This window comes from Vallitalea longa, assembly GCF_027923465.1.
Classification (GTDB): Bacteria; Bacillota; Clostridia; order Lachnospirales; family Vallitaleaceae; genus Vallitalea; species Vallitalea longa.
On sequence record NZ_BRLB01000001.1, the window covers coordinates 685082 to 704874 of the forward strand.

Genomic DNA, 19793 nt, shown 5'->3' on the forward strand with positions numbered 1-19793 from the left:
TTATTATTACACTTCTTTAGCTTGTTCTGTAATGAAATCAAGTGCTTTACGATTCTTGATATCATCTTTTATTGATTCTTTTTCTTCTTCGCCAACAGTCTCTTTTATCTTTTCAATTTCCATTTTATAAGCTTCTGCCATTTTCTTTAATTCTTCGTCTAATTCTTCATCTGTAGCTTGAATATTTTCTGCTTTAGCGATTGCTTCTAATACTAATCTAGATTTTATTCTCTTTTCTGCATCAGTTTTCATAGTATCTTTTAATGTCGCCATATTCTGTCCAGTAAAACCAAAGTATTGTTCTAGAGATAATCCTTGATATTGTAATCTTGTAGCAAAATCTTGAGTCATATTTTCTGCTTGTAAATCAATCATAGGATCTGCTATTTCCATACTAGCGTTCTCGATAACTTTTTGAAGAACATCTTCTTGTTTTTTAGATTTTGCTGCATTTTCTTTTTGCTCTAAAAGTTTTGCCTTAACATCTTGTTTATATTCATCAAGTGTGTCAAATTCAGATACGTCTTTAGCAAATTCATCATCTACTTCTGGTAATTCCTTGAATTTGATTTCTTTAATATTAACTTTAAACAATGCAGGTTTTCCTTGTAAATCTTCTTGTTGATAATCTTCTGGAAAATTCACATTAATTTCTATGTCTTCTCCAATATTCTTTCCTATCAATTGATCTTCAAATGTATCAATAAATGAATGTGATCCAATAGTTAATGAATAGTTTTCGGATTTACCACCTTCAAAAGGTTCATTATCAATAAATCCTTCAAAATCAATTACAACTTGGTCATTATTTTCAACTGCTCTATCTGTAACATCAATCAATCTTGAATTTTTATCTCTTATTTTTTCGATTTCTGCATCTACATCTTCTTCAGTAACATCTATATCATTTTTCTCGATTTCAATACCTTTGTATTCACCTAAAGTCACTTCTGGTTTAACTGCGACTTCAGCTGTAAAAATCATAGCTTTTCCTTTTTCTACTTGTTGCACATCAACTTCTGGTCTTGATACAACTTCTAAGTTGTTTTCTTCTATAGCTTTATCATATGCATCTGGAATTATGTAGTTGACTGCATCCTCATAAAAAATTTCTGCTCCATAAGTTTTCTCGATTAATTGTCTTGGTACTCTACCTTTTCTGAATCCTGGAACTGTAATCTTATTTTTATTTTTGCTATATGCATGCTTCATGCCTTCTTCAAAGCGTTCTGCATCAACTTCAATGGTAAGTTTCACCATGCTTTTTTCTAGTGTTTCTACATTAACGTTCATTTAAAATTGTTCCTCCTTAATTTATATAGTAGGAAAGTCATTTTCTTCCCTTTTTATTTCTTTGAAGATGAAGTGTGCTGTTATAAATTAATTCACTCTATATAAAAGGGCATAGCTGTTCCTATTTAACCATTTGTATATTATACCATAGTGATTATGATAAATCTACACATTTTTACTATTATCTAAAATTACTAATTAAGACTTCTTACATAATTGTTACTCTAAAGAATCTTAAATTTTTGATTAATCAGTCACATTAATAAAGTATTGTTTTTTTATTAAGATTTTATACACCTATTTCTAAAAATAGGTTTTTTTAACATAAATGATACTGAATCTACGACTGGTTAATTATACTATAGCATATTAATAATACGCAATAAAAAAATCCCAGAAATGTTATCTCTAGGATTTTAATATATTTTCATAAACATTTTTTTCAAATGATTAATAAGAACCACCTGAAGACATAGATTGCTCTTGTTTTTCAATCATTCTCTTAACCATTTCTCCACCTACTGAACCAGCTTGAGCAGAAGTTAAATCACCATTATAACCTTGTTTCAAGTTAACATTAAGTTCATTAGCTATTTCATACTTAAACTTGTTTAGTGCATCTGTTGCTTGCTTGTTATATGCCATTTAAAATCACCTCCGTAATGATAGTATTAACTATAATTCATTTTTTACTATGGTATTTGTAACCATTTTCAAAACCAATTATTACATATGATTTTAAAAGGATTATAAGTTATAATCTTATTATGCAAAAGTTGATGCAAATGCTTTATCATATTGTCTTCGTATAGATTATTACTAGTTATTTAATCTTATTACTTAATTTTATTATATGCATTCAAATAAAAAAACAAATAAATTTTGACATACATTTTTTTGAAAAACTGTTGATTTTTAACTAATTTTAGATATTATTAAATAATACTATATTTTTTTAGGAGGTCTTTTAATGACTACATATCTAGAATATTACAATAATTATCTTTCACCAAAATTAAAAGAAATAGACTTGTTTTTAAAAACACAAGAAAAAGATGTTATTGAAATGGGTATTGTCTCACAACTACTGGAAATCTCAAATGAAGAGATTAAAAAAATAATGGATACTAATGGTATTGATAATATAAGTAAACATTCCTTCATAATGATAATGTTCTATGGAAGTAGCGACATATGTAAATTATTCTCTAGAGAAGTGAAACGTAAGGTTCTTGATTCTTACAGTCCTTCTGATATTTCATATATTTATCAGATACCTTACGAAAATGTTATACAAGCAGCCGAAGAAGCAAGTATCGAAAATATAACAACAAAAAATATCAATAAATTATTTTCATACATATATGTTTAGAAGATTTTTATCTAATCTCTCTTATACGTGATATGATATTTCCAACAAAACAATAATTATATAAAATCTACTTAATATATAACATTATTTCATAAAAAATGAAGTTCTACTACCGCATATGGAAATCTAATTTCATATACAAAAAAGTAGAACTTTTTTATTGGTATTCATCATATTCTATTAAAAATTAAAATTACTAAAATTAAAGACTACATAGCTTAAAGAGCTGTATAGTCTTTTATCTTTTATTTTATATTAATATAAAGCATTCCATTTTTCTATTTCCTCATCATTACCATATATGAAATGACCTGGATCAACTTCTACCCATTTTGGTAGGTTTTTAGTATAATCATGTTCAACTTCTGGTTTGTAAGCATGACGTCTTCTTGTTCGTTCAGTAATAGGATCTGGCAATGGAATAGCTGATAATAACGATCTAGTGTATGGGTGCAAAGGTTTTTCAAATAGTTGCTTACTAGTTGTAAGTTCCATAAGTTTACCTTTATACATAACAGCAATTCTATCACTTATATACTTAACCATAGATAAATCATGGGCAATAAATAAGTATGTCAATCCTCTTTTTTGCTTTAATTCATTCATTAAGTTAACAACTTGAGCCTGAATAGAAACATCAAGTGCTGATATAGGTTCATCAGCTATAATAAACTTAGGCTCAACAGCCATAGCCCTAGCTATACCTATTCTTTGTCTTTGACCACCTGAGAATTCATGAGGATAACGATCTGCATGCTGCTCATTAAGCCCAACAATGTTTAACATTTCTATTATTTTTTCTCTTCTCTCGGTTTTGTTTTTAACCAACTTATGAATATCTAATCCTTCAGCTATAATATCTTCAACTTTCATACGTGGATTGAGACATGCCATAGGGTCTTGAAATATCATTTGCATATTTCTATTAACATTGGCAACAACTTTTTTAGGGACTTTACCATCAATCCTGTCCCCTTCCATAAATACTTTTCCACCTGTAGGATCATATAGTCTAATCATTGTCCTACCAGTAGTAGATTTACCTGAACCCGATTCTCCAACTAAACCAAAGGTTTCACCTTTATATATTTTAAATGAAACATCATCTACAGCTTTTACTACACTTTTTCTACCTAATTTAAAGTATTGCTTTAGATTTTGAATTTCAACTAATACTTCTTTTTCAGCCATTAGTTATTCACCTCTTTCAAACGTTCTCTACGTTTAATAATAACTTCAGGTGGCTTTACTTCAGGTGCATATTCATGCAATAACCAAGTAGCTGCCTTATGAGTATCAGTTATATCAAACAATGGAGGTTGTTCTTCAAAATCTACTTCCATAGCATATTTACTTCTTAAAGCAAATGCATCACCAGTAGGTGGCTTAATTAGGTTAGGAGGAGTACCTGGTATAGCATATAATGCTCCTTCAGTTTCTAGGTCCGGCATTGAACCAATAAGACCCCATGTGTATGGATGTCTTGGATCATAGAAAATCTCATCACTTGTGCCTATTTCAACCAACTTACCAGCGTACATAACAGCAACTCTATCCGCTACATTTGCTACTACACCAAGGTCATGAGTTATAAATATAACTGAAGCTCCAATCTTCTTCTGTAGATCTTTAACTAAATCAAGTATCTGTGCTTGAATCGTTACATCAAGAGCAGTAGTTGGTTCATCAGCTATTAATATAGTTGGTTCACAAGCTAATGCTATAGCAATAACAATTCTTTGTCTCATACCACCAGAAAATTGGTGAGGATATTGTTTCATCCTTTTTCTAGGCTCAGGAATTCCAACCATATCAATAAGTTTAACTGCCTTTTCAAAAGCTTCTAATTTAGATGCTTTTTGATGAAGTCTAATAACTTCCATTATCTGTTTACCTATAGTCATTGTAGGATCTAATGATGTCATTGGATCTTGAAATATCATAGCCATCTTATTCCCTCTGACTGAGTGAAGATGAGTTTCTTTCATCTTAGTAATATCATTATCTTCAAATAAAATATGTCCATTCTTATAATAACCATTATCAGCTAGTAAACCCATAACTCCTTTAACCGTTACAGACTTACCGGAACCCGATTCTCCAACTATAGCTAATGTTTCTCCTTTAAATAAATCAAAAGATATACCTCTAACAGCCTGCACATCACCTGCATAAGTCCTGAAAGAGATCTCTAAATCTTTAACTTGTAATACTTTTTCTTTATTCATAATCTCTCTCCTTTCTATCTCATACGTGGGTCTAATGCGTCTCTAAGTCCGTTAGCTAACAAGTTGATAGATAACATAATTATTGACATTATCGTTGCGGGTATCAGTAACATAGAAGGTATTGTTTGGAAAGAATCATAACCATTATTTACCAATACACCTAATGATGACATTGGTATTGGTAAACCAATTCCTATAAATGTTAAGAAAGCTTCATAAAAAATTGCACCAGGAATGGAAAAAGTCGCCATTACTAATATCTGCCCTATTATATTAGGGAATAAATGCTTTCTCATCAGCCTTCTTTTAGTTGCTCCTAGAGTTCTAGAGGCTAATATATATTCTTGTTCTCTAAGTTTTAGTATTTGAGATCTAACTACTCTTGCTACACCTATCCAGTTAGTCAAACTCATTGCAACTATTAATATTATCAATCTAATGGTAGATTGCGTCTGATCTCCCGGTATAATCGAATCTATCAGAACTTCTATCCGATCAGAGATACTTATAAATATAACCATCAGTACTAAAGCAGGAATACTACCCAACACTTCAGTAATACGCATCATTACTGTATCCACTTTTGTACCACCATAAAATCCCGATATAGTACCATATAAAATACCAATAGTGAAATCTAGTATAAGTGAACATAGCGCTATAATTAATGATACTCTAACACCAACCCATACTCTAGTCCATAAGTCTAAAGCCATTTTATCAGTACCAAACCAGAAGTATCTGTTTTTAATGTTTTGTACTGCGTAATAGTCAACATCCATTTTTATCATTTCTACTCCATATTGATCAGTATATGATTTTAGAAATTTGAATGTACCTGGCTTATATATGCAATACTCACTTACCAAATCTTCAAAAGGCATTTCTTTAACTTCATCAGTTGCTAATATTTTAATTTTAGCTGTTAAATCACCTTTATCATCTTCATAGACGTCTATAATATTAATATCAAATGGATGATAAGGTATATCTAAACGTTCTATTAACTCTTTACGTTTTAGAGGTGATTTTAAATCATTGAATTCATCAGTATTAGGTAAAAGACCTACAACTAAATCAAATGTACCTCTTTCAATAGTAGCATGACCATCAAAAATACCCAGCTTTTCTAATCCAGGTATACGTGGTGGAAGATAAGCAATATCTTTTTTGGGTATCTCTTTCCCATTGTCATCTAAAATTACAGGTGATGAATCATATGTAAATACAGAACCATCTTCATTTTTTTGATTAATTGGATTTATAGGACCAAATATCGCTAATAAGGTTAATATTATAATTGCATAAAAACCAACCATAGAAGCCTTATTTTTCCTTAATCTTCTTCTTGCGTCTTTCCAGAAAGAAATACTTTCAGTACTAATTCTATCTACATGAGAAAAGTCATGTTTCTTTAATTTGAATTTTTCCTTAGATAGTTGCATATTATACTCCACCTCCTTTTAATCTAATCCTTGGGTCAATAACACCATACAATAAGTCAACCACTAGGATAATAGAAATATATAGGAAGCTGAGAATTAAGTTAACACCTAAAATTACAAAGTAGTCATTACTAAATATACCATTTACTAATAATTTACCTAACCCAGGTACACCAAAAAACTGTTCAACAATAACACCACCAGTTAATATGTTTACAGCCATTGGTCCTACAATAGTTATTACAGGAATCAAAGCGTTCCTTAACGCATGTCTAAATATTACTTTCGGTTTGCTGAATCCTTTAGCTCTAGCTAATAAAATATAGTCACTACTTAATACTTCAACCAATTCAGAACGCATATATCTCATTGTAGATGATGTAACATATAATGATAGGGAAAGAGCTGGTAATAAACTGGAATATAAGGAATCCCAAGTTGAAATTTTCCTAAGAGCATCAACCGGATTATATATGTATGGAAACCATCCTAATTTTGTACAGAAAAAATATTGCAGAAATGCTGCCAGCACAAAGTTAGGTATAGATACTCCAATAACAGCCAATATGGTCACCAGATTATCCCAGAAGGAATTTCTATATATTGCAGCTATCGCCCCGAGAAAAATTCCAACAATAACACCAAATATTAGAGCTATTGTTCCAATTTTTACAGTATGAGGTAATTTCATTTTAACTAATTTTGAAACAGGTTGATCTTGCATTTTTAAGGAAACTCCTAAATCTTGTTTAACAATTAAATTCTTTATATACCTAAAATATTGCACATAGGATGGATCATCAAGACCATATTTAGCTTCCATCATTTCTATTTGTGCTTGAGTTATCTTAGGATTGGCAAAAGGCGAACCAGGCATTAACCTTAATAAAAAGAAGTTAATCGTTACAACAATTAGTACAGTCACAAAGATTAAGATAATCCTCTCAATTGTATAACGAATCATTAATTAACCTCCAATCAATTAATACTTTAACAAGTTAAAATACTAGTGAACATAAGTTTTGGCAGTATAAACTGCCAAAACTTTAACTAATATTAATTTTAAATTAAAAATTACTCTTCAATCTTAATCCATTTATAAACATAATCACAACCTGATTGTTGTTTAACATAATTTTTAAACTTAGGATTACTAAGTGATAATCCACTAACTTGATACAATGGAACAATTACTTGGTCATCTCCGAGTAGTATTTTTTCTAATTCTACTAATTTTTCAAAACGTTCTTTTGAGTTTGCTGGATCAGCTAATTCACCAGTCTTAGCAGATCTTATTGTTTCATCATATGTTGGATTATTATATTTACCATTATTATATTCTGAATCTGCCATAAATATCTCTAAGAAAGTTGGTGAGTCAGGATAGTCTGGACCCCATCCAGTCCAGTTCATAATGAAATCACCTTGAGCTGTTCTTGCCAATCTATCCCCCCAAGGAATAGTTGATATTTGAACTTTACATCCTGGTAGATTCTTTTCCATCTCATCTTTGATATGAGTTGCATTTTTCTTATCTTCTTCAGTATTACCAAGCATTAAATCAATTGTTACTTCTGTCATACCTAGATCACTCATAACTTCATTCCATAATTTAGTAGCTTCTTCAGGATTGTAAATATTATATCCATCTTTACCATCATATAAATCTTGCGCTACTTCACGGAAATCTTTACCATCATGATCTTTACTAGATACAAAACTTCTTGGAACAAAATAATTGGCTGCTACAGAACCGTTTTTAAGAACAACATCTGTAATATATGATTTATCAATAGCGTAATTGACAGCCTTTCTAGCTCTAGCATCTTGTAATACTTTTCTGGCTGGAGTTAAAGCTCCATTCCAAGGGTTCATTTGTAAGTATTGGATTCCACTATCTGGTACTACTATTGCATCAGGTCTGCTACCATATTTATCAACGTTCTCACCTTTTAAACCAGTTCTATCGATTTCGCCCTCTAAATACATATTAACAGTTGTATCATTTTTAGCATCTAGAATTACACGAGAATCTATTGCGTCTAACTCAACATTATCAGCATCCCAATAATGTTCGTTTTTAACTAGATAATGTCTTTCTCCGAGTTTCCAATCTTTAAAGACATAAGCTCCATTATAAAGGAAATCTTCAGCTGTTTTACCATATTTGTCTGCTCCAACTTCATTATAGAATTTTTCATTTGCTGGATATAATGAAGGGAAACATAATAAATCAAGTAAATATGGTACAACAGATTCTAGTTCAACTTTGAAAGTATAATCATCTTCAGCTGAAATTGCAACTGTTTCAACTAGATTAGCCAATTCTACTTTAGCTTCATCAACAGAACCATAGTTCTTTTCTATATCAGCTAATAAGTTACTAACCTTATCTTCAAGTTCTTTTTTAGCAGCATCATATTGTTGTTGGGCAGTTTCTTCTTCAGTATCTTCATAATTACTAACTTTCAAGTTAGCTAATGATTTTGCATTTTTATCATGAGTAACAATCTCATTTTGTAATTTAAATGCTGTAGCACCGTTTTTAATTGCACATGTTTCAAACAAACTTGCATATTGAGCTGCTTGATCTGGATCTAATAATTTCTTCCATGCGAATACGAAGTCATTAGCTGTTACTTCACCATAAGGTTCGCCAGCATTAGTTACCCATTGTACACCTTTCTTTAAGTGGAATGTATATGTAAGTCCATCTTCTGATACATCATATGTATCTACCATTTCAGGTTTTGGTGTTCCATCAGTACCTTTGACAAATAATCCACCAAGAACATTTCCTAGGATTTGGAAAGATATATTATCTGTTGATTGCCATGAAATCAATTTAGGGATGTCTGTTACGTCAATAAGACGTAAAACCTTCTTATCATCTTGGTCTTCTGCAGGTTCTTTTGCGTCTGTCTTATCCCCTTCAGTTACACTTTCATTACTGTCAATATCAGTCGTTTTTTCCTTATCTTTGCCACCACATGCTGCTAGTGAAAGTGTCATCGTCAACACTAGTAGTAATGCTAATAATTTCTTCATAAAAATCCTCCTTTTAAAATTGTTGTTATCCCACCCTAGATATTATTTTTTTATGTATCATTTTAGTCGGGTTTTCTACAATTTTGCAGTACTCTGTGACTAATAATGCAAAATTATACTTAAATAATTATATATCATATTTTTGTCATTGTAAAGGTTTTGTTAATAGGTTAACATATCACAACTGTAGCGTATCATAGTATTTTTGTAATAAATTCATCATTTATTTTTGTCGATAAATAGGTGATTATGTTACTTAAAGTCTATCTGAATCTGGTTGTCTCATCTTTTGCGTATTATTACCCCCAAATGCAAAAGTATTATATGTTGAATTATAAAATATTATGTTATAATATTTATGTTAATCCTAAATATCATAAAGTTATATTTTAAAAAAATTAATATATTAAAATAATTGGAGGTTATTATGAAAAAAAATGCAAAAAAAATTATTCTATATATAATTATACTTACTATATTTAGTTTAATTCTCTCACTTTTTGACAAAAGAATTAATGTTGGATCCATATCACTTTATCATTTAATGTTAGAAAAGTTATTCTTAATCAATATGATTGTATTTATCGTAGCAGGAATAGTTTTTATTGACGACCAAGGTACGTTTAATGTTTTCAAATATTCAATAAAACACTATAGAGCTACAGTTTCTAAAAAATATAAATATACTTTACAGAAAGAATTTTCTTTAAAATCTCCACAAGACATTAAAAAATATCTAAAAGAAAAATACCTTTATGCACCAAAAAAGCATAGTTCAACTACTTTATATTTTTATTGCAGTATTATTATATTAATATTTTATATTTTGTTTATCACTCTATAATTAATATTAGAGGATTTGCAAATATATTTATTAATTCGAAATAACACTTTTAATTCTTATTTGAAAGGATAATGACAACACATGGAAATTGAAAAGAAATACCTGATAACACTACCTATGAATGAAATAACGAAATATCCACACATTAATATAGAACAAGGCTACATTAGTACCAATCCTGTAATAAGAATAAGAAAAACAGATGAAACCTGCTATCTAACTTATAAATCTTCAGGCCTTATGATAAGAGAAGAATTTGAAGAAAAAATATCAAATCAACAATATGACCATTTAAAGACTAAAATAGATTTTAATCCAATCACTAAGCAACGCTATTTAATTCCTTTGGATAACTCATTAACAGTTGAATTAGATGTTTTTAGTGGTAAATTAAAAGGATTGATTGTTGCCGAAGTAGAATTTCCTAGCAAAGAAGTAGCTAATAACTTCAAACCACCTAGCTGGTTTATACAAGAAGTAACTTGTAACCCTCAATTTCAGAACAGTAATTTATGTAAAGAAACTAATATTGATTTTCTGAATATCATTAAATAGAATCTCTTATCTAGATAATAAAGCGTTGAAACTTTTTTATTCATGTCAATATATAATGATATATATTTAACAAACCTATGTAATAATAATACATTCCATAGAAAATAAATACGTTAAATATATATCATTATACACTAACAAATTCAATCAATCATTTTAGCCAATTGCTTATTGAAAAACCTCTAACAACCTTATTCTTATTATTCACCAAAACATACTGCTACAAAAACTCTTCCTATATTAAATAACACTAAAAAAATATAAGACTAAGATTGAATAACAGATTTTTAAGAAAAGCAAATAGCAACTATCCTTATCATTATGTAATTGAAACTATTCCATCATAGAAAATTTAATAAAGAACGAAGAGGCTACGCCTCATTAAAGATTTCAAGGAAAATAGAAAGTAGAACTTTTCTATTTAATTAAAAAGCACTTGAATAATTTCAAGTGCTTTTTTACTTAGTGCGGATGAAGGGAGTCGAACCCCCACGCCGTTAGGCGCTAGATCCTAAGTCTAGTGCGTCTGCCAATTCCGCCACATCCGCTTATGTGAATTTTACCTTTACAATAATATAACAATTATCTTATTATGTCAAGTAAAATTTTTAATTTTTTCGACTTGTTTTTACAAGTCCATGAGCCACCTGGGATTCGAACCCAGGACACCTGGATTAAGAGTCCAGTGCTCTAGCCAACTGAGCTAGTAGCCCATAAACTGGGTAGGCAGGATTCGAACCTACGCATACTAGAGTCAAAGTCTAGTGCCTTACCGCTTGGCGACTACCCAACAATATAAGGGTGAGTAATGGGATTCGAACCCACGGCCTCAAGAGCCACAATCTTGCGCTCTAACCAGCTGAGCTATACCCACCGTATATTTTTTAAGCAAATAAATAATTAATTGCCTATAGCGTGCCTGCAGGGATTCGAACCCCGGACACGTGGCTTAGAAGGCCACTGCTCTATCCAACTGAGCTACAGGCACATCACAAGTTCAATGCCTTGCTTGTAATTATTGTTAATTACAAGCGGGTGATGGGAATCGAACCCACGTATCCAGCTTGGAAGGCTGGTGTTCTACCATTGAACTACACCCGCAAAAGGTATCGGGGTGACAGGATTCGAACCTGCGGCCTCTTGAACCCAAATCAAGCGCTCTAGCCAAGCTGAGCCACACCCCGGTGCTTATGATATTTACTGTTCTTTTTCGAACGCAAGAGTTATTATACACACGGAATCAACAAATGTCAATACCTTTTTTGTTTTTTTTCCAAATTTTTTATAGTAATATGATATTTTCCATCTTTTTCAATCTCTAAAATCCCGAAACTATAGCCTTTTCCGTCTCTTGGTAAAGATATGCTGCCTGGATTAATTAAAGTAATATTATCTACATTTTTAACCAGCGACACATGTGTGTGTCCAAATAAAACTATGTCAACATTATTTTCTTTACCAACATTCAAAATAGTATCATACTCCCACTTAACATCATGTAAATGTCCATGAGTAATTAATATCCTAACTCCATAAAATTCTAATATCTTAACTTCAGGTGCATAAGATATGAAATCACAATTGCCCTGTACATAATCAATAGGGTATCTATATAATTTCTGTAGCTCTTCTACATCTCTTTCATAGTCACCTAAATGAATTATTCTATCAATATCTTTTGTAGTATTTATCACTTTTATTATATTTCTTAAATTACCATGTGTATCACTAGTTAGAAGTATCTTCATATATTCTCTCCATTATTGATTACACAACTTTCCAACTTCAATATTCTATGCGAGTAAGCTAATTAAAAGGTAGGAAAGTTGAGTTAATTATTTATATCTTTAACTAAATATAATTACCTATTGTCATTCATGTAACTTTCCATTTTCAACTTCATACTTCTCAAAGCTTTCCCTCTGTGACTAATCTCATTCTTAAGTTCATTATCCATTTCAGCAGTAGTACAATCATACTCTGGTACATAAAAGATAGGATCATACCCAAAGCCATTAGTCCCTTTTTCTTCATTTATAATATACCCTTCTATTACTTCCTTATTCGTTAAAATGTCTCCATTAGGGAAAGCAACCGCAATAGCACAAACAAACCTAGCAGTTCTATCTTTTTCCTCTACTCCTTTTAATTTATCTATAATCATCTTATTTTTAATACTGTAAGGAGTATCCTCTCCACCAAATCTAGCAGAATATATCCCAGGTGCCTTATTAAGATAATCTATCTCAAGTCCTGAATCATCCGCCATAACAATGCAATCTGCTATTTCCATAACTTTTGAAGCTTTTATAACCGCATTTTCCTCAAAAGTGACACCATCCTCAACTATATCCATATCAATACCAGCATCCTCCATAGAAATAACTTCATATTTAGTATCCTTCATTATCATATTTATCTCTTTTATTTTTCCTCTATTTTTAGTGGCAAAAATTATCTTTTCATTTTTCATAAGTGATATCTCCTATTATTAAAAATTCTTTATATTATACATTAATAAGTTTATTTGTTCAATACATAAATCTTCCTTGACTATAATTTAACATTCAAACGTTGTTAAATTCGTATTAGCTAAAAATTATGCTTCTACTAGTTATAGAATTCAAATAAATTTTAACAATCCAATAATCATAAATGAAGCTAATTTATTCTAACATCTCAATACTTACCTAATCTAATATTCTAGAATAAATAAATCTGCCTAGCTAAATGCAGCAATAAAAAGTGTGTAATATTTAACTTTTACACACTTCTCTACTATAAGTTAGCACAATACAAACAACAATCTATCATACTAGAGCCATACTATCCTTTAAATAGCTCATAATGCTCCATATTTATAATTAGTCATCAGATACTATTAATGCAGTTCTAAAATTCAAATCTAAGCTATTCTAACGCTTCTTTCTGCAATTTGATAAGCTCCCCAATACCTTTTTCTCCTAACTCCAATAACTTATTCAATTGTTCCCTATTAAACGGAGATTCTTCTCCTGTACCTTGAACTTCAATAAACTCTCCTTTATCGGTCATAACGACATTCATATCAACTTTTGCATGACTATCTTCTTGATAACACAAATCCAATATTTCCTCATCATTAACTATTCCAACACTTATAGCACCAACAAATGCTGAAATAGGCATTTTATCGATGGCTCCTTCATCAAGAAGCTTTTTACAAGCTAACATTAAAGCTACGAAAGCACCTGTAATAGAAGCAGTACGAGTTCCTCCATCTGCTTGAATAACATCACAATCTAAAGTTATTGTTCTCTCACCTAATGCTTTATAATCCACTACAGACCTTAGTGCTCTACCTATAAGCCTCTGTATTTCAACTGAACGATTATTTTTCTTCAATCTGTTGATATCCCTATTATTTCTATCTGATGTCGCTCTTGGTAACATTGAATATTCAGCAGTTACCCATCCCTCACCTGTGTCCTTTTTAAAAGGTGGGACTCTATCTTCTACTGATGCATTACATATAACCTTAGTCTCGCCCATTTCTATTAATACAGATCCTTCTGGATACTTAATAAAGTCTTTGGTTATCTTAACTCTCCTATGTTCATTATTTTTTCTTCCATCAATTCTCTTCAATTGTTTTCATCCTTTCTTCCCAATCATTTCTTGTGTATTTATTTATGCTTGTTCCTTCAACAAGTAAATCATCATTATCCTCTATGAAAAGTGTAAATTCATTGATTTCTTCAAAATCAAATACCGTAGCTAGGATTTGATTAACTAAAGCGTCTTCTGTAGCTGTTCCACCATAATTTAGTATATTTCTAGATATCTGTATTTCCAGAGAACCATTAATATACAATATATTAGTTATTTTAACTCCAAAAGGTATAAATGAATTTAATTCATCATCATTATCAAATAAACTTTGTAATGTATATTGTATGTTTTCTTCTAAATTTTTATTATTCTTGAATTCAATTTCTTTATTAACTATTTTTCCTTCTTCACATTGATCAAAATCATAAAAAAATATACTTTGTTTTACCATAATTGAATTTGTAATTAATCCAATAGCTATACATGTAACTAGTAATGACTTATTAACACTATACATAACCCTTCCCCTTTCATTTGTAAATATTTGGTAATTATATTTTATACCTAATTAGCAAAAGCTACAATAGTGTTTTTTTGTAATAAAATAAGTATCCTTGTAAGTAACCGTACTTTAATTATTATATATAACCATAGGGAACAATAAATTATTGTTCCCTACCATTAATTCTATCTACCAGTTGGAAATTTATTGAATGATTCTAAAATCGATTCATAAATCGAATGAGCTACATTTTTCTTGAATTTATCACTTTTTAACTTAGCTGCATCTTCAGCATTGGATATGAAAGCTATTTCTAATAGTATTGCTGGCATATCAGTATTTCTAAGCACATAATAATTAGCTGTCTTGCAACCTCTATTTTTAGTTCCTGCTGCATCAATGATCTTCTTTAGAAATATATCCGCAAGCTTCTGAGAAGTCATTCCTGGTTTACTTGAAGGTGCTAGATAATATACTTCTGTACCATTGGCACCTGATTTGAATGAATTATTATGTATACTAACAAAAAAGTCACAATCCACTTCATTAGCTATATCACATCTATCACCTAAAGATGAATATATATCAGTAGTTCTTGAATAATATGTTTTAATATTATTATCTTTATCTAAATATTCTTTTAGAAATAATGTTATATCTAGATTAACGTCTTTTTCAGCTATTCCATTGCCAGTTGCTCCTGGGTCAGTATCCCCATGTCCAGGATCAATAACAATGACCTGAGAATATAATTCTTTTGGTTTATAGGCTTTTATATAGATATTGTCCTCATCTTCAGTTATCCTATAATCATATATAGTATTTTCATTAATTGTTAGAACAGTATTTCCTTCATTATTATTATCGATGTCAACAGAGTTGAATATTCCATCATTTATTCTTATTGTACCACTACCAAAGAGTTCTTTATAATTCTCAGGTAGATTTATTATGTATTTTCTATTAATATAATCATCTACACATTTAATCTTAGATATTTCTATTTTTTTATCTTGTTTGTTAAGTATTAATGTTGGCCTATCATAATTCTCATAATTAATATTATCATATGATGGCTCAATGAATTGAATCATAGTAGCAGATTCACTATCCTTGAATATATTGTAATCTGCTTGTCCATCAGTTTCTACAACTATTCTAGTTGTTGTTGTATCAAACTGCGCAGTCCTTATTTCTTTAATATATTGTCCTTTTGCGGAAGATGATAGAGTACTTAGTAATGACATTGTGTTTGGTAGGTCAAATATTATTCTATCAGGATTACTTAGTCTAAATGTTTTTACATCCGGAGCTTTTATACCCAATATCTTTATGAAATCTCCTTTATCGTTTTGCCCAAGATGTATACTGTAGATTGAATTCTCCTGAATGACTATATTTACCTCTTTTCTATCTTCTGATAAACCTATATTAAATCTATTACCAGGATCATGCAGATCAAATACTATTCTTGTTATATTGTCTTCAAATTGACTGGTTCTAACTCCTGAAATAATTGTATTATCCTCAAAAGCTATTTCATCTTTCATATTACATTTTGAATTATCAATATCAATTATTAATTTATTCTCCCAAAGAGATTTTTTAATATCTGTTATAGGGCTAGTTGCTTTTATAACAAATTTTTTATTAATTTTATCATCAATATATTCAACTTTTTCTATATTTGTTGTAGGACATAACTTTCTAACTACACTACTCTCTGTATATCGGTCATTGACTTGTGAAAGAATATCATCATCTACAGTCCATACAACTGGATTATCTTTTAATTCTGTAGGTAGTTCATTTTTTGCACCACCAGATTCAAGGCTATCTAAAGATTCACTATCATCTTTATCAGAACTATTATCTTTGTCTGTATCATCCTCTTTATCTGAAGAAGTATCATCTTTATCAGTATTATCATTATTTATTTTGTCATCCGTATCAGTATCTTTTTCAGTATCATTATCATTATCGTGTTTTTCTTCATTATCAATATCAGAATTATCATCATTCTTATCTTCTATATCAGTTTGCTCATCACCATTTTCATCATCCTTGATGGCATCGTTTTCTTCGCTATTACTTTGCTTAGTCATCTCAGCACAATAATCTTTACCGTTCCAATTTACTTCATAACCAAATGTTTCAACTATAAATCTTATGGGAACCATAGTTTTCCACTTTTTTGTTCCTACATTTTGAATCAGTTTAGCTGGTATATCTAAGATTACTTCTTTATTATTAACAATGGCTTTCCTATCATTTACTTTAAGTACAATAAATTTGTCTTCATATGATATGTATATTTCCTGTTTTTCCCCATTCCAATCTACTGATGCCCCAATTTGTTCAGATTCACAAACCTCTCTTACTGGTACTAATGTTCTGGCAACTTTCTCACCATCAATATTTTCTGTAATTATAACAGCAGGCATATCTCCAGTTTTTATAACATTACCATCCATTACAAGTTTTACAAATCTATTTTTATATCTGTAAATTTGTCCATCATATTGAATATAGAAATTTCCATTATTAGTTGTTTCGGCCATTGAATTAATGGAAAAAATGTTCAAAACAATAGTTATTGTTAATACAATTGTGACTATTCTACGTATCATGACTATCCCCCTTGTGTTTAATTCATTTCCCTTAATATAGTAATTATCTACGCTATACAGAATTATAACAAAAAAAAACATATTTAAAAAGATACTAATGCATTATGTAATACAATCGTAATATTTGGGTATTTTTGTAATATTTTCGTAATATCCCATATTTAGTTAATTATTTTAGATTATCGCTTAATATTAATATCTGTTAGTTGAGATAATTGCACATATCAATTTAATTAAATATTCGATTTATGTAAGGCATTATATAATTAACAGTCATACCAATAAGTATACCTGTAATAATCCCTGAAACAGCTAATATTGGAAAATAAGCTGCTGCTACATTAATATTCTCAGTAGTTATCATTACAACAATTAGTTGTCCAATATTATGTGAAACAGCTCCCAGGATACTTATTCCTGTAGTACTCATCTTATCTCTACTTATATGAATTAACAAATACATAACCAAAAAGCTAAGTATACCTCCTGATAAACTGTACCAAATTGTAATAAACGAACCTGTAAAAAAACTATTTAAAGTAACTCTTAAGATTACTAATACCAAAGCTTCTCTAAAACCTAAGAAATACAAACTTGTCAATGTAATTATATTTGCCAGTCCTAATTTAACTCCAGGATAAGGTAATACAGGTAAATATGTTTCAAAATAACTTAAAACCAATGCAAATGCTATCAACATAGAAATAAATACCATCTTTTGTACTTTAGTTAATTTTGTGATTTTATTGTGATATAGCATCCAATTCGTCCTCTCTACCGACTATCTCTATATATATTTTGTGTGGAAGGCATACGATAGTCTTACCTACTTGAGTTATGAATCCTGTTTTAACACATATCTTATCTGGACAATCAGATTCAACAATCTCGACCCCATCATCATGTATTTTTATTATATTATAACCATTAGTTCCATCAATTCTAATTTCTTTTTCTTCACTAAGCTTAATTCTTTGATATAATTCTCCATCAACATTTATCTCAACATATAATTGATCTCTACTCATATTATTTATTCTTATCTGATTAAAAATATAAAATATTCCTGCAATAATCAATACTGCCAAAATAATTTTTATGTCATTTTTTTTCATTAATTCACTGTATCCTTTCATTATAAAATACAACCTAATTGATTTGGATTATTTTATTACTTAAATTGATTCCTAATACATTGTATCATATTGATATATATAGCAAAAGCCTTACAATAAGAATATATTAAAAGGCTGTCACGCATTCAATAATAGGTTTATTATAATTGTGCGAAACAGCCTTTGATATCTAATTTTTGATAAAATCCAATATGTCTTTATAAACTTTATCATTATTTATTTCATTAATGATTTCATGCCTTGCTCCTTCGTATAATATAACTTCCACATTATATCCAAGTGACTTATATGTGTCAGTTACCTTTCTTATTCCTTTACCCATTTCACCAACAGGATCATTATCACCAGAAATAAATAAAATCGGTAAATCTTTAGGAGTCATCTCTATATTGTGTTTCTTAGATATAAAGGATAATCCTTTTAAAAGATCGACATAAAATCGTGATGTACACATAAAACCGCATTTATCATCATCTACATATTTGTTAACTTGATTTTCATCTCTACTTAACCAATCATATTCCGTTTTATTTGGTGCAAATCGTTTATTAAAATTTCCGAAACTCAGATTAGTCAACAATTTACTTTTATACCTATTTCCTTTAGCTAAACATATCAGTCTAGCTACAGCTATTCCAGCTACTCCCAAAAATCCTTTAGTAGCACTTGTTCCACTTATGATTACACCTTTAATGTTCTCTCCATATTTCTCTATATATCCTCTTGTTATAAGAGAACCCATGCTATGACCTAATAAAAATATATCAATATTTCTATTTTCTTTTTCTATGTATTGTGTAACCTTATATACTTCATCAATAACATTGTTCCATCCTTCTTTATCATTAAAAAAACCTAAATCGTCATCAGTATCAAGACTTTGGCCATGCCCTCTATGATCATGAGCATATACTCCATAACCATTATCGGTTAAGAAATTAGCGAAATCCTTATATCTTAAACAATGCTCCGCCATGCCATGATTAATCTGAACGATACCTTTTAAATGATTTTCATCAGGCATCCAACTAGCTACAAAAATCTTATGTCCCTCTAATCCGTCAATCTTAAATGTATTTTCTCTCATAAGATCACCCCATAAAGATTATAATATAAAATATAACATATTAATATAATATCACACTATAG

The 19793-nt window shown here is 29.9% G+C and carries 18 protein-coding genes and 7 tRNA genes; 3 read left to right on the forward strand and 22 right to left on the reverse strand.

Going from position 1 to position 19793, the window contains the following annotated elements; all coding sequences use genetic code 11:
* Positions 1-6: 6 nt before the first annotated feature.
* Together tig and QMG30_RS03010 are read right to left on the reverse strand one after the other, a co-directional pair.
* Positions 7-1293, reverse strand: a complete 1287-nt coding sequence (tig, locus tag QMG30_RS03005) for a trigger factor (RefSeq protein ID WP_281812100.1) — start codon at positions 1291-1293, stop codon at positions 7-9.
* 450 nt (positions 1294-1743) lie between these two features.
* Entirely contained in the window at positions 1744-1938 is a 195-nt protein-coding gene (locus QMG30_RS03010; RefSeq protein ID WP_113672212.1) for an alpha/beta-type small acid-soluble spore protein, read from the reverse strand.
* A gap of 325 nt (positions 1939-2263) precedes the next feature.
* Between QMG30_RS03010 and QMG30_RS03015 the strand changes: the two genes are divergently transcribed.
* A complete protein-coding gene (locus QMG30_RS03015) occupies positions 2264-2665 on the forward strand; it encodes a hypothetical protein (protein ID WP_281812105.1) in 402 nt (133 codons plus the stop codon).
* Positions 2666-2920: 255 nt separating this feature from the next.
* On the opposite strand, the gene QMG30_RS03020 is transcribed toward QMG30_RS03015, so the two are convergent.
* From QMG30_RS03020 to QMG30_RS03040, 5 genes are all read right to left on the reverse strand, one after another.
* Positions 2921-3856 (reverse strand): ABC transporter ATP-binding protein, encoded by a 936-nt coding sequence (locus tag QMG30_RS03020; RefSeq protein ID WP_281812106.1) that lies wholly within the window; start codon positions 3854-3856, stop codon positions 2921-2923.
* A complete protein-coding gene (locus QMG30_RS03025; RefSeq protein WP_281812108.1) occupies positions 3856-4893 on the reverse strand; it encodes an ABC transporter ATP-binding protein in 1038 nt (345 codons plus the stop codon). The genes QMG30_RS03020 and QMG30_RS03025 overlap by 1 nt, the downstream gene beginning before the upstream one ends.
* 14 nt (positions 4894-4907) lie before the next feature.
* On the reverse strand, positions 4908-6338 hold the full coding sequence (locus tag QMG30_RS03030; protein WP_281812110.1) for an ABC transporter permease: 1431 nt from the start codon (positions 6336-6338) through the stop codon (positions 4908-4910).
* Position 6339: 1 nt separating this feature from the next.
* Entirely contained in the window at positions 6340-7302 is a 963-nt protein-coding gene (locus QMG30_RS03035) for an ABC transporter permease (RefSeq protein ID WP_281812112.1), read from the reverse strand.
* A gap of 110 nt (positions 7303-7412) precedes the next feature.
* Positions 7413-9386, reverse strand: a complete 1974-nt coding sequence (locus QMG30_RS03040; RefSeq protein WP_281812114.1) for a peptide ABC transporter substrate-binding protein — start codon at positions 9384-9386, stop codon at positions 7413-7415.
* A gap of 427 nt (positions 9387-9813) precedes the next feature.
* On the opposite strand from QMG30_RS03040, the gene QMG30_RS03045 reads away from it, so the two are divergent.
* Together QMG30_RS03045 and QMG30_RS03050 are read left to right on the forward strand one after the other, a co-directional pair.
* Entirely contained in the window at positions 9814-10230 is a 417-nt protein-coding gene (locus tag QMG30_RS03045; RefSeq protein WP_281812116.1) for a DUF3899 domain-containing protein, read from the forward strand.
* A gap of 81 nt (positions 10231-10311) precedes the next feature.
* Positions 10312-10785 (forward strand): CYTH domain-containing protein, encoded by a 474-nt coding sequence (locus tag QMG30_RS03050; RefSeq protein WP_281812118.1) that lies wholly within the window; start codon positions 10312-10314, stop codon positions 10783-10785.
* Between the two features lie 466 nt (positions 10786-11251).
* On the opposite strand, the gene QMG30_RS03055 is transcribed toward QMG30_RS03050, so the two are convergent.
* From QMG30_RS03055 to QMG30_RS03125, 15 genes are all read right to left on the reverse strand, one after another.
* Positions 11252-11333, reverse strand: a tRNA-Leu gene (locus QMG30_RS03055).
* A gap of 91 nt (positions 11334-11424) precedes the next feature.
* Positions 11425-11498, reverse strand: a tRNA-Lys gene (locus QMG30_RS03060).
* Between the two features lie 5 nt (positions 11499-11503).
* Positions 11504-11575, reverse strand: a tRNA-Gln gene (locus QMG30_RS03065).
* 10 nt (positions 11576-11585) lie between these two features.
* Positions 11586-11659: transfer RNA gene (locus QMG30_RS03070), tRNA-His, on the reverse strand.
* A 40-nt stretch (positions 11660-11699) separates the two neighbouring features.
* A tRNA-Arg gene (locus QMG30_RS03075) sits at positions 11700-11773 on the reverse strand.
* A gap of 42 nt (positions 11774-11815) precedes the next feature.
* A tRNA-Gly gene (locus tag QMG30_RS03080) sits at positions 11816-11886 on the reverse strand.
* An 8-nt stretch (positions 11887-11894) separates the two neighbouring features.
* A tRNA-Pro gene (locus QMG30_RS03085) sits at positions 11895-11969 on the reverse strand.
* Positions 11970-12035: 66 nt separating this feature from the next.
* Positions 12036-12533 carry a metallophosphoesterase family protein gene (locus QMG30_RS03090; RefSeq protein ID WP_281812120.1) on the reverse strand — a complete coding sequence of 166 codons (498 nt, stop codon included), beginning with the start codon at positions 12531-12533 and terminating at the stop codon, positions 12036-12038.
* A gap of 113 nt (positions 12534-12646) precedes the next feature.
* The gene (locus QMG30_RS03095) at positions 12647-13258 is read right to left on the reverse strand and encodes an XTP/dITP diphosphatase (RefSeq protein ID WP_281812122.1); all 612 of its coding nucleotides are present in this window, start codon (positions 13256-13258) and stop codon (positions 12647-12649) included.
* Between the two features lie 437 nt (positions 13259-13695).
* Entirely contained in the window at positions 13696-14412 is a 717-nt protein-coding gene (gene rph / locus QMG30_RS03100) for a ribonuclease PH (protein WP_281812124.1), read from the reverse strand.
* Entirely contained in the window at positions 14399-14893 is a 495-nt protein-coding gene (locus tag QMG30_RS03105; protein WP_281812126.1) for a GerMN domain-containing protein, read from the reverse strand. The genes rph and QMG30_RS03105 overlap by 14 nt, the downstream gene beginning before the upstream one ends.
* A gap of 170 nt (positions 14894-15063) precedes the next feature.
* On the reverse strand, positions 15064-17508 hold the full coding sequence (locus QMG30_RS03110; protein WP_281812128.1) for an N-acetylmuramoyl-L-alanine amidase: 2445 nt from the start codon (positions 17506-17508) through the stop codon (positions 15064-15066).
* 229 nt (positions 17509-17737) lie between these two features.
* Complete coding sequence (locus QMG30_RS03115) at positions 17738-18268, reverse strand: Gx transporter family protein (RefSeq protein ID WP_281812130.1); 531 nt, start codon at positions 18266-18268, stop codon at positions 17738-17740.
* Positions 18252-18644 (reverse strand): NusG domain II-containing protein, encoded by a 393-nt coding sequence (locus QMG30_RS03120; RefSeq protein WP_281812132.1) that lies wholly within the window; start codon positions 18642-18644, stop codon positions 18252-18254. The genes QMG30_RS03115 and QMG30_RS03120 overlap by 17 nt, the downstream gene beginning before the upstream one ends.
* Positions 18645-18813: 169 nt before the next feature.
* Complete coding sequence (locus QMG30_RS03125) at positions 18814-19731, reverse strand: alpha/beta fold hydrolase (protein WP_281812134.1); 918 nt, start codon at positions 19729-19731, stop codon at positions 18814-18816.
* Positions 19732-19793 lie beyond the last annotated feature (62 nt).

Excerpts from the sequence above, each read along its gene's own strand:
- QMG30_RS03125 (WP_281812134.1), bottom strand. The coding sequence starts at position 19,731 with ATGAGAGAAAATACATTTAAGATTGACGGATTAGAGGGACATAAGATT.
- QMG30_RS03040 (WP_281812114.1), bottom strand. The coding sequence starts at position 9,386 with ATGAAGAAATTATTAGCATTACTACTAGTGTTGACGATGACACTTTCA.
- QMG30_RS03095 (WP_281812122.1), bottom strand. The coding sequence starts at position 13,258 with ATGAAAAATGAAAAGATAATTTTTGCCACTAAAAATAGAGGAAAAATA.
- QMG30_RS03045 (WP_281812116.1), top strand. The coding sequence starts at position 9,814 with ATGAAAAAAAATGCAAAAAAAATTATTCTATATATAATTATACTTACT.
- QMG30_RS03015 (WP_281812105.1), top strand. The coding sequence starts at position 2,264 with ATGACTACATATCTAGAATATTACAATAATTATCTTTCACCAAAATTA.
- QMG30_RS03030 (WP_281812110.1), bottom strand. The coding sequence starts at position 6,338 with ATGCAACTATCTAAGGAAAAATTCAAATTAAAGAAACATGACTTTTCT.
- QMG30_RS03010 (WP_113672212.1), bottom strand. The coding sequence starts at position 1,938 with ATGGCATATAACAAGCAAGCAACAGATGCACTAAACAAGTTTAAGTAT.
- QMG30_RS03020 (WP_281812106.1), bottom strand. The coding sequence starts at position 3,856 with ATGGCTGAAAAAGAAGTATTAGTTGAAATTCAAAATCTAAAGCAATAC.
- QMG30_RS03050 (WP_281812118.1), top strand. The coding sequence starts at position 10,312 with ATGGAAATTGAAAAGAAATACCTGATAACACTACCTATGAATGAAATA.
- QMG30_RS03110 (WP_281812128.1), bottom strand. The coding sequence starts at position 17,508 with ATGATACGTAGAATAGTCACAATTGTATTAACAATAACTATTGTTTTG.
- QMG30_RS03115 (WP_281812130.1), bottom strand. The coding sequence starts at position 18,268 with ATGCTATATCACAATAAAATCACAAAATTAACTAAAGTACAAAAGATG.
- tig (WP_281812100.1), bottom strand. The coding sequence starts at position 1,293 with ATGAACGTTAATGTAGAAACACTAGAAAAAAGCATGGTGAAACTTACC.
- QMG30_RS03025 (WP_281812108.1), bottom strand. The coding sequence starts at position 4,893 with ATGAATAAAGAAAAAGTATTACAAGTTAAAGATTTAGAGATCTCTTTC.
- QMG30_RS03120 (WP_281812132.1), bottom strand. The coding sequence starts at position 18,644 with ATGAAAGGATACAGTGAATTAATGAAAAAAAATGACATAAAAATTATT.
- QMG30_RS03090 (WP_281812120.1), bottom strand. The coding sequence starts at position 12,533 with ATGAAGATACTTCTAACTAGTGATACACATGGTAATTTAAGAAATATA.
- QMG30_RS03105 (WP_281812126.1), bottom strand. The coding sequence starts at position 14,893 with ATGTATAGTGTTAATAAGTCATTACTAGTTACATGTATAGCTATTGGA.
- QMG30_RS03035 (WP_281812112.1), bottom strand. The coding sequence starts at position 7,302 with ATGATTCGTTATACAATTGAGAGGATTATCTTAATCTTTGTGACTGTA.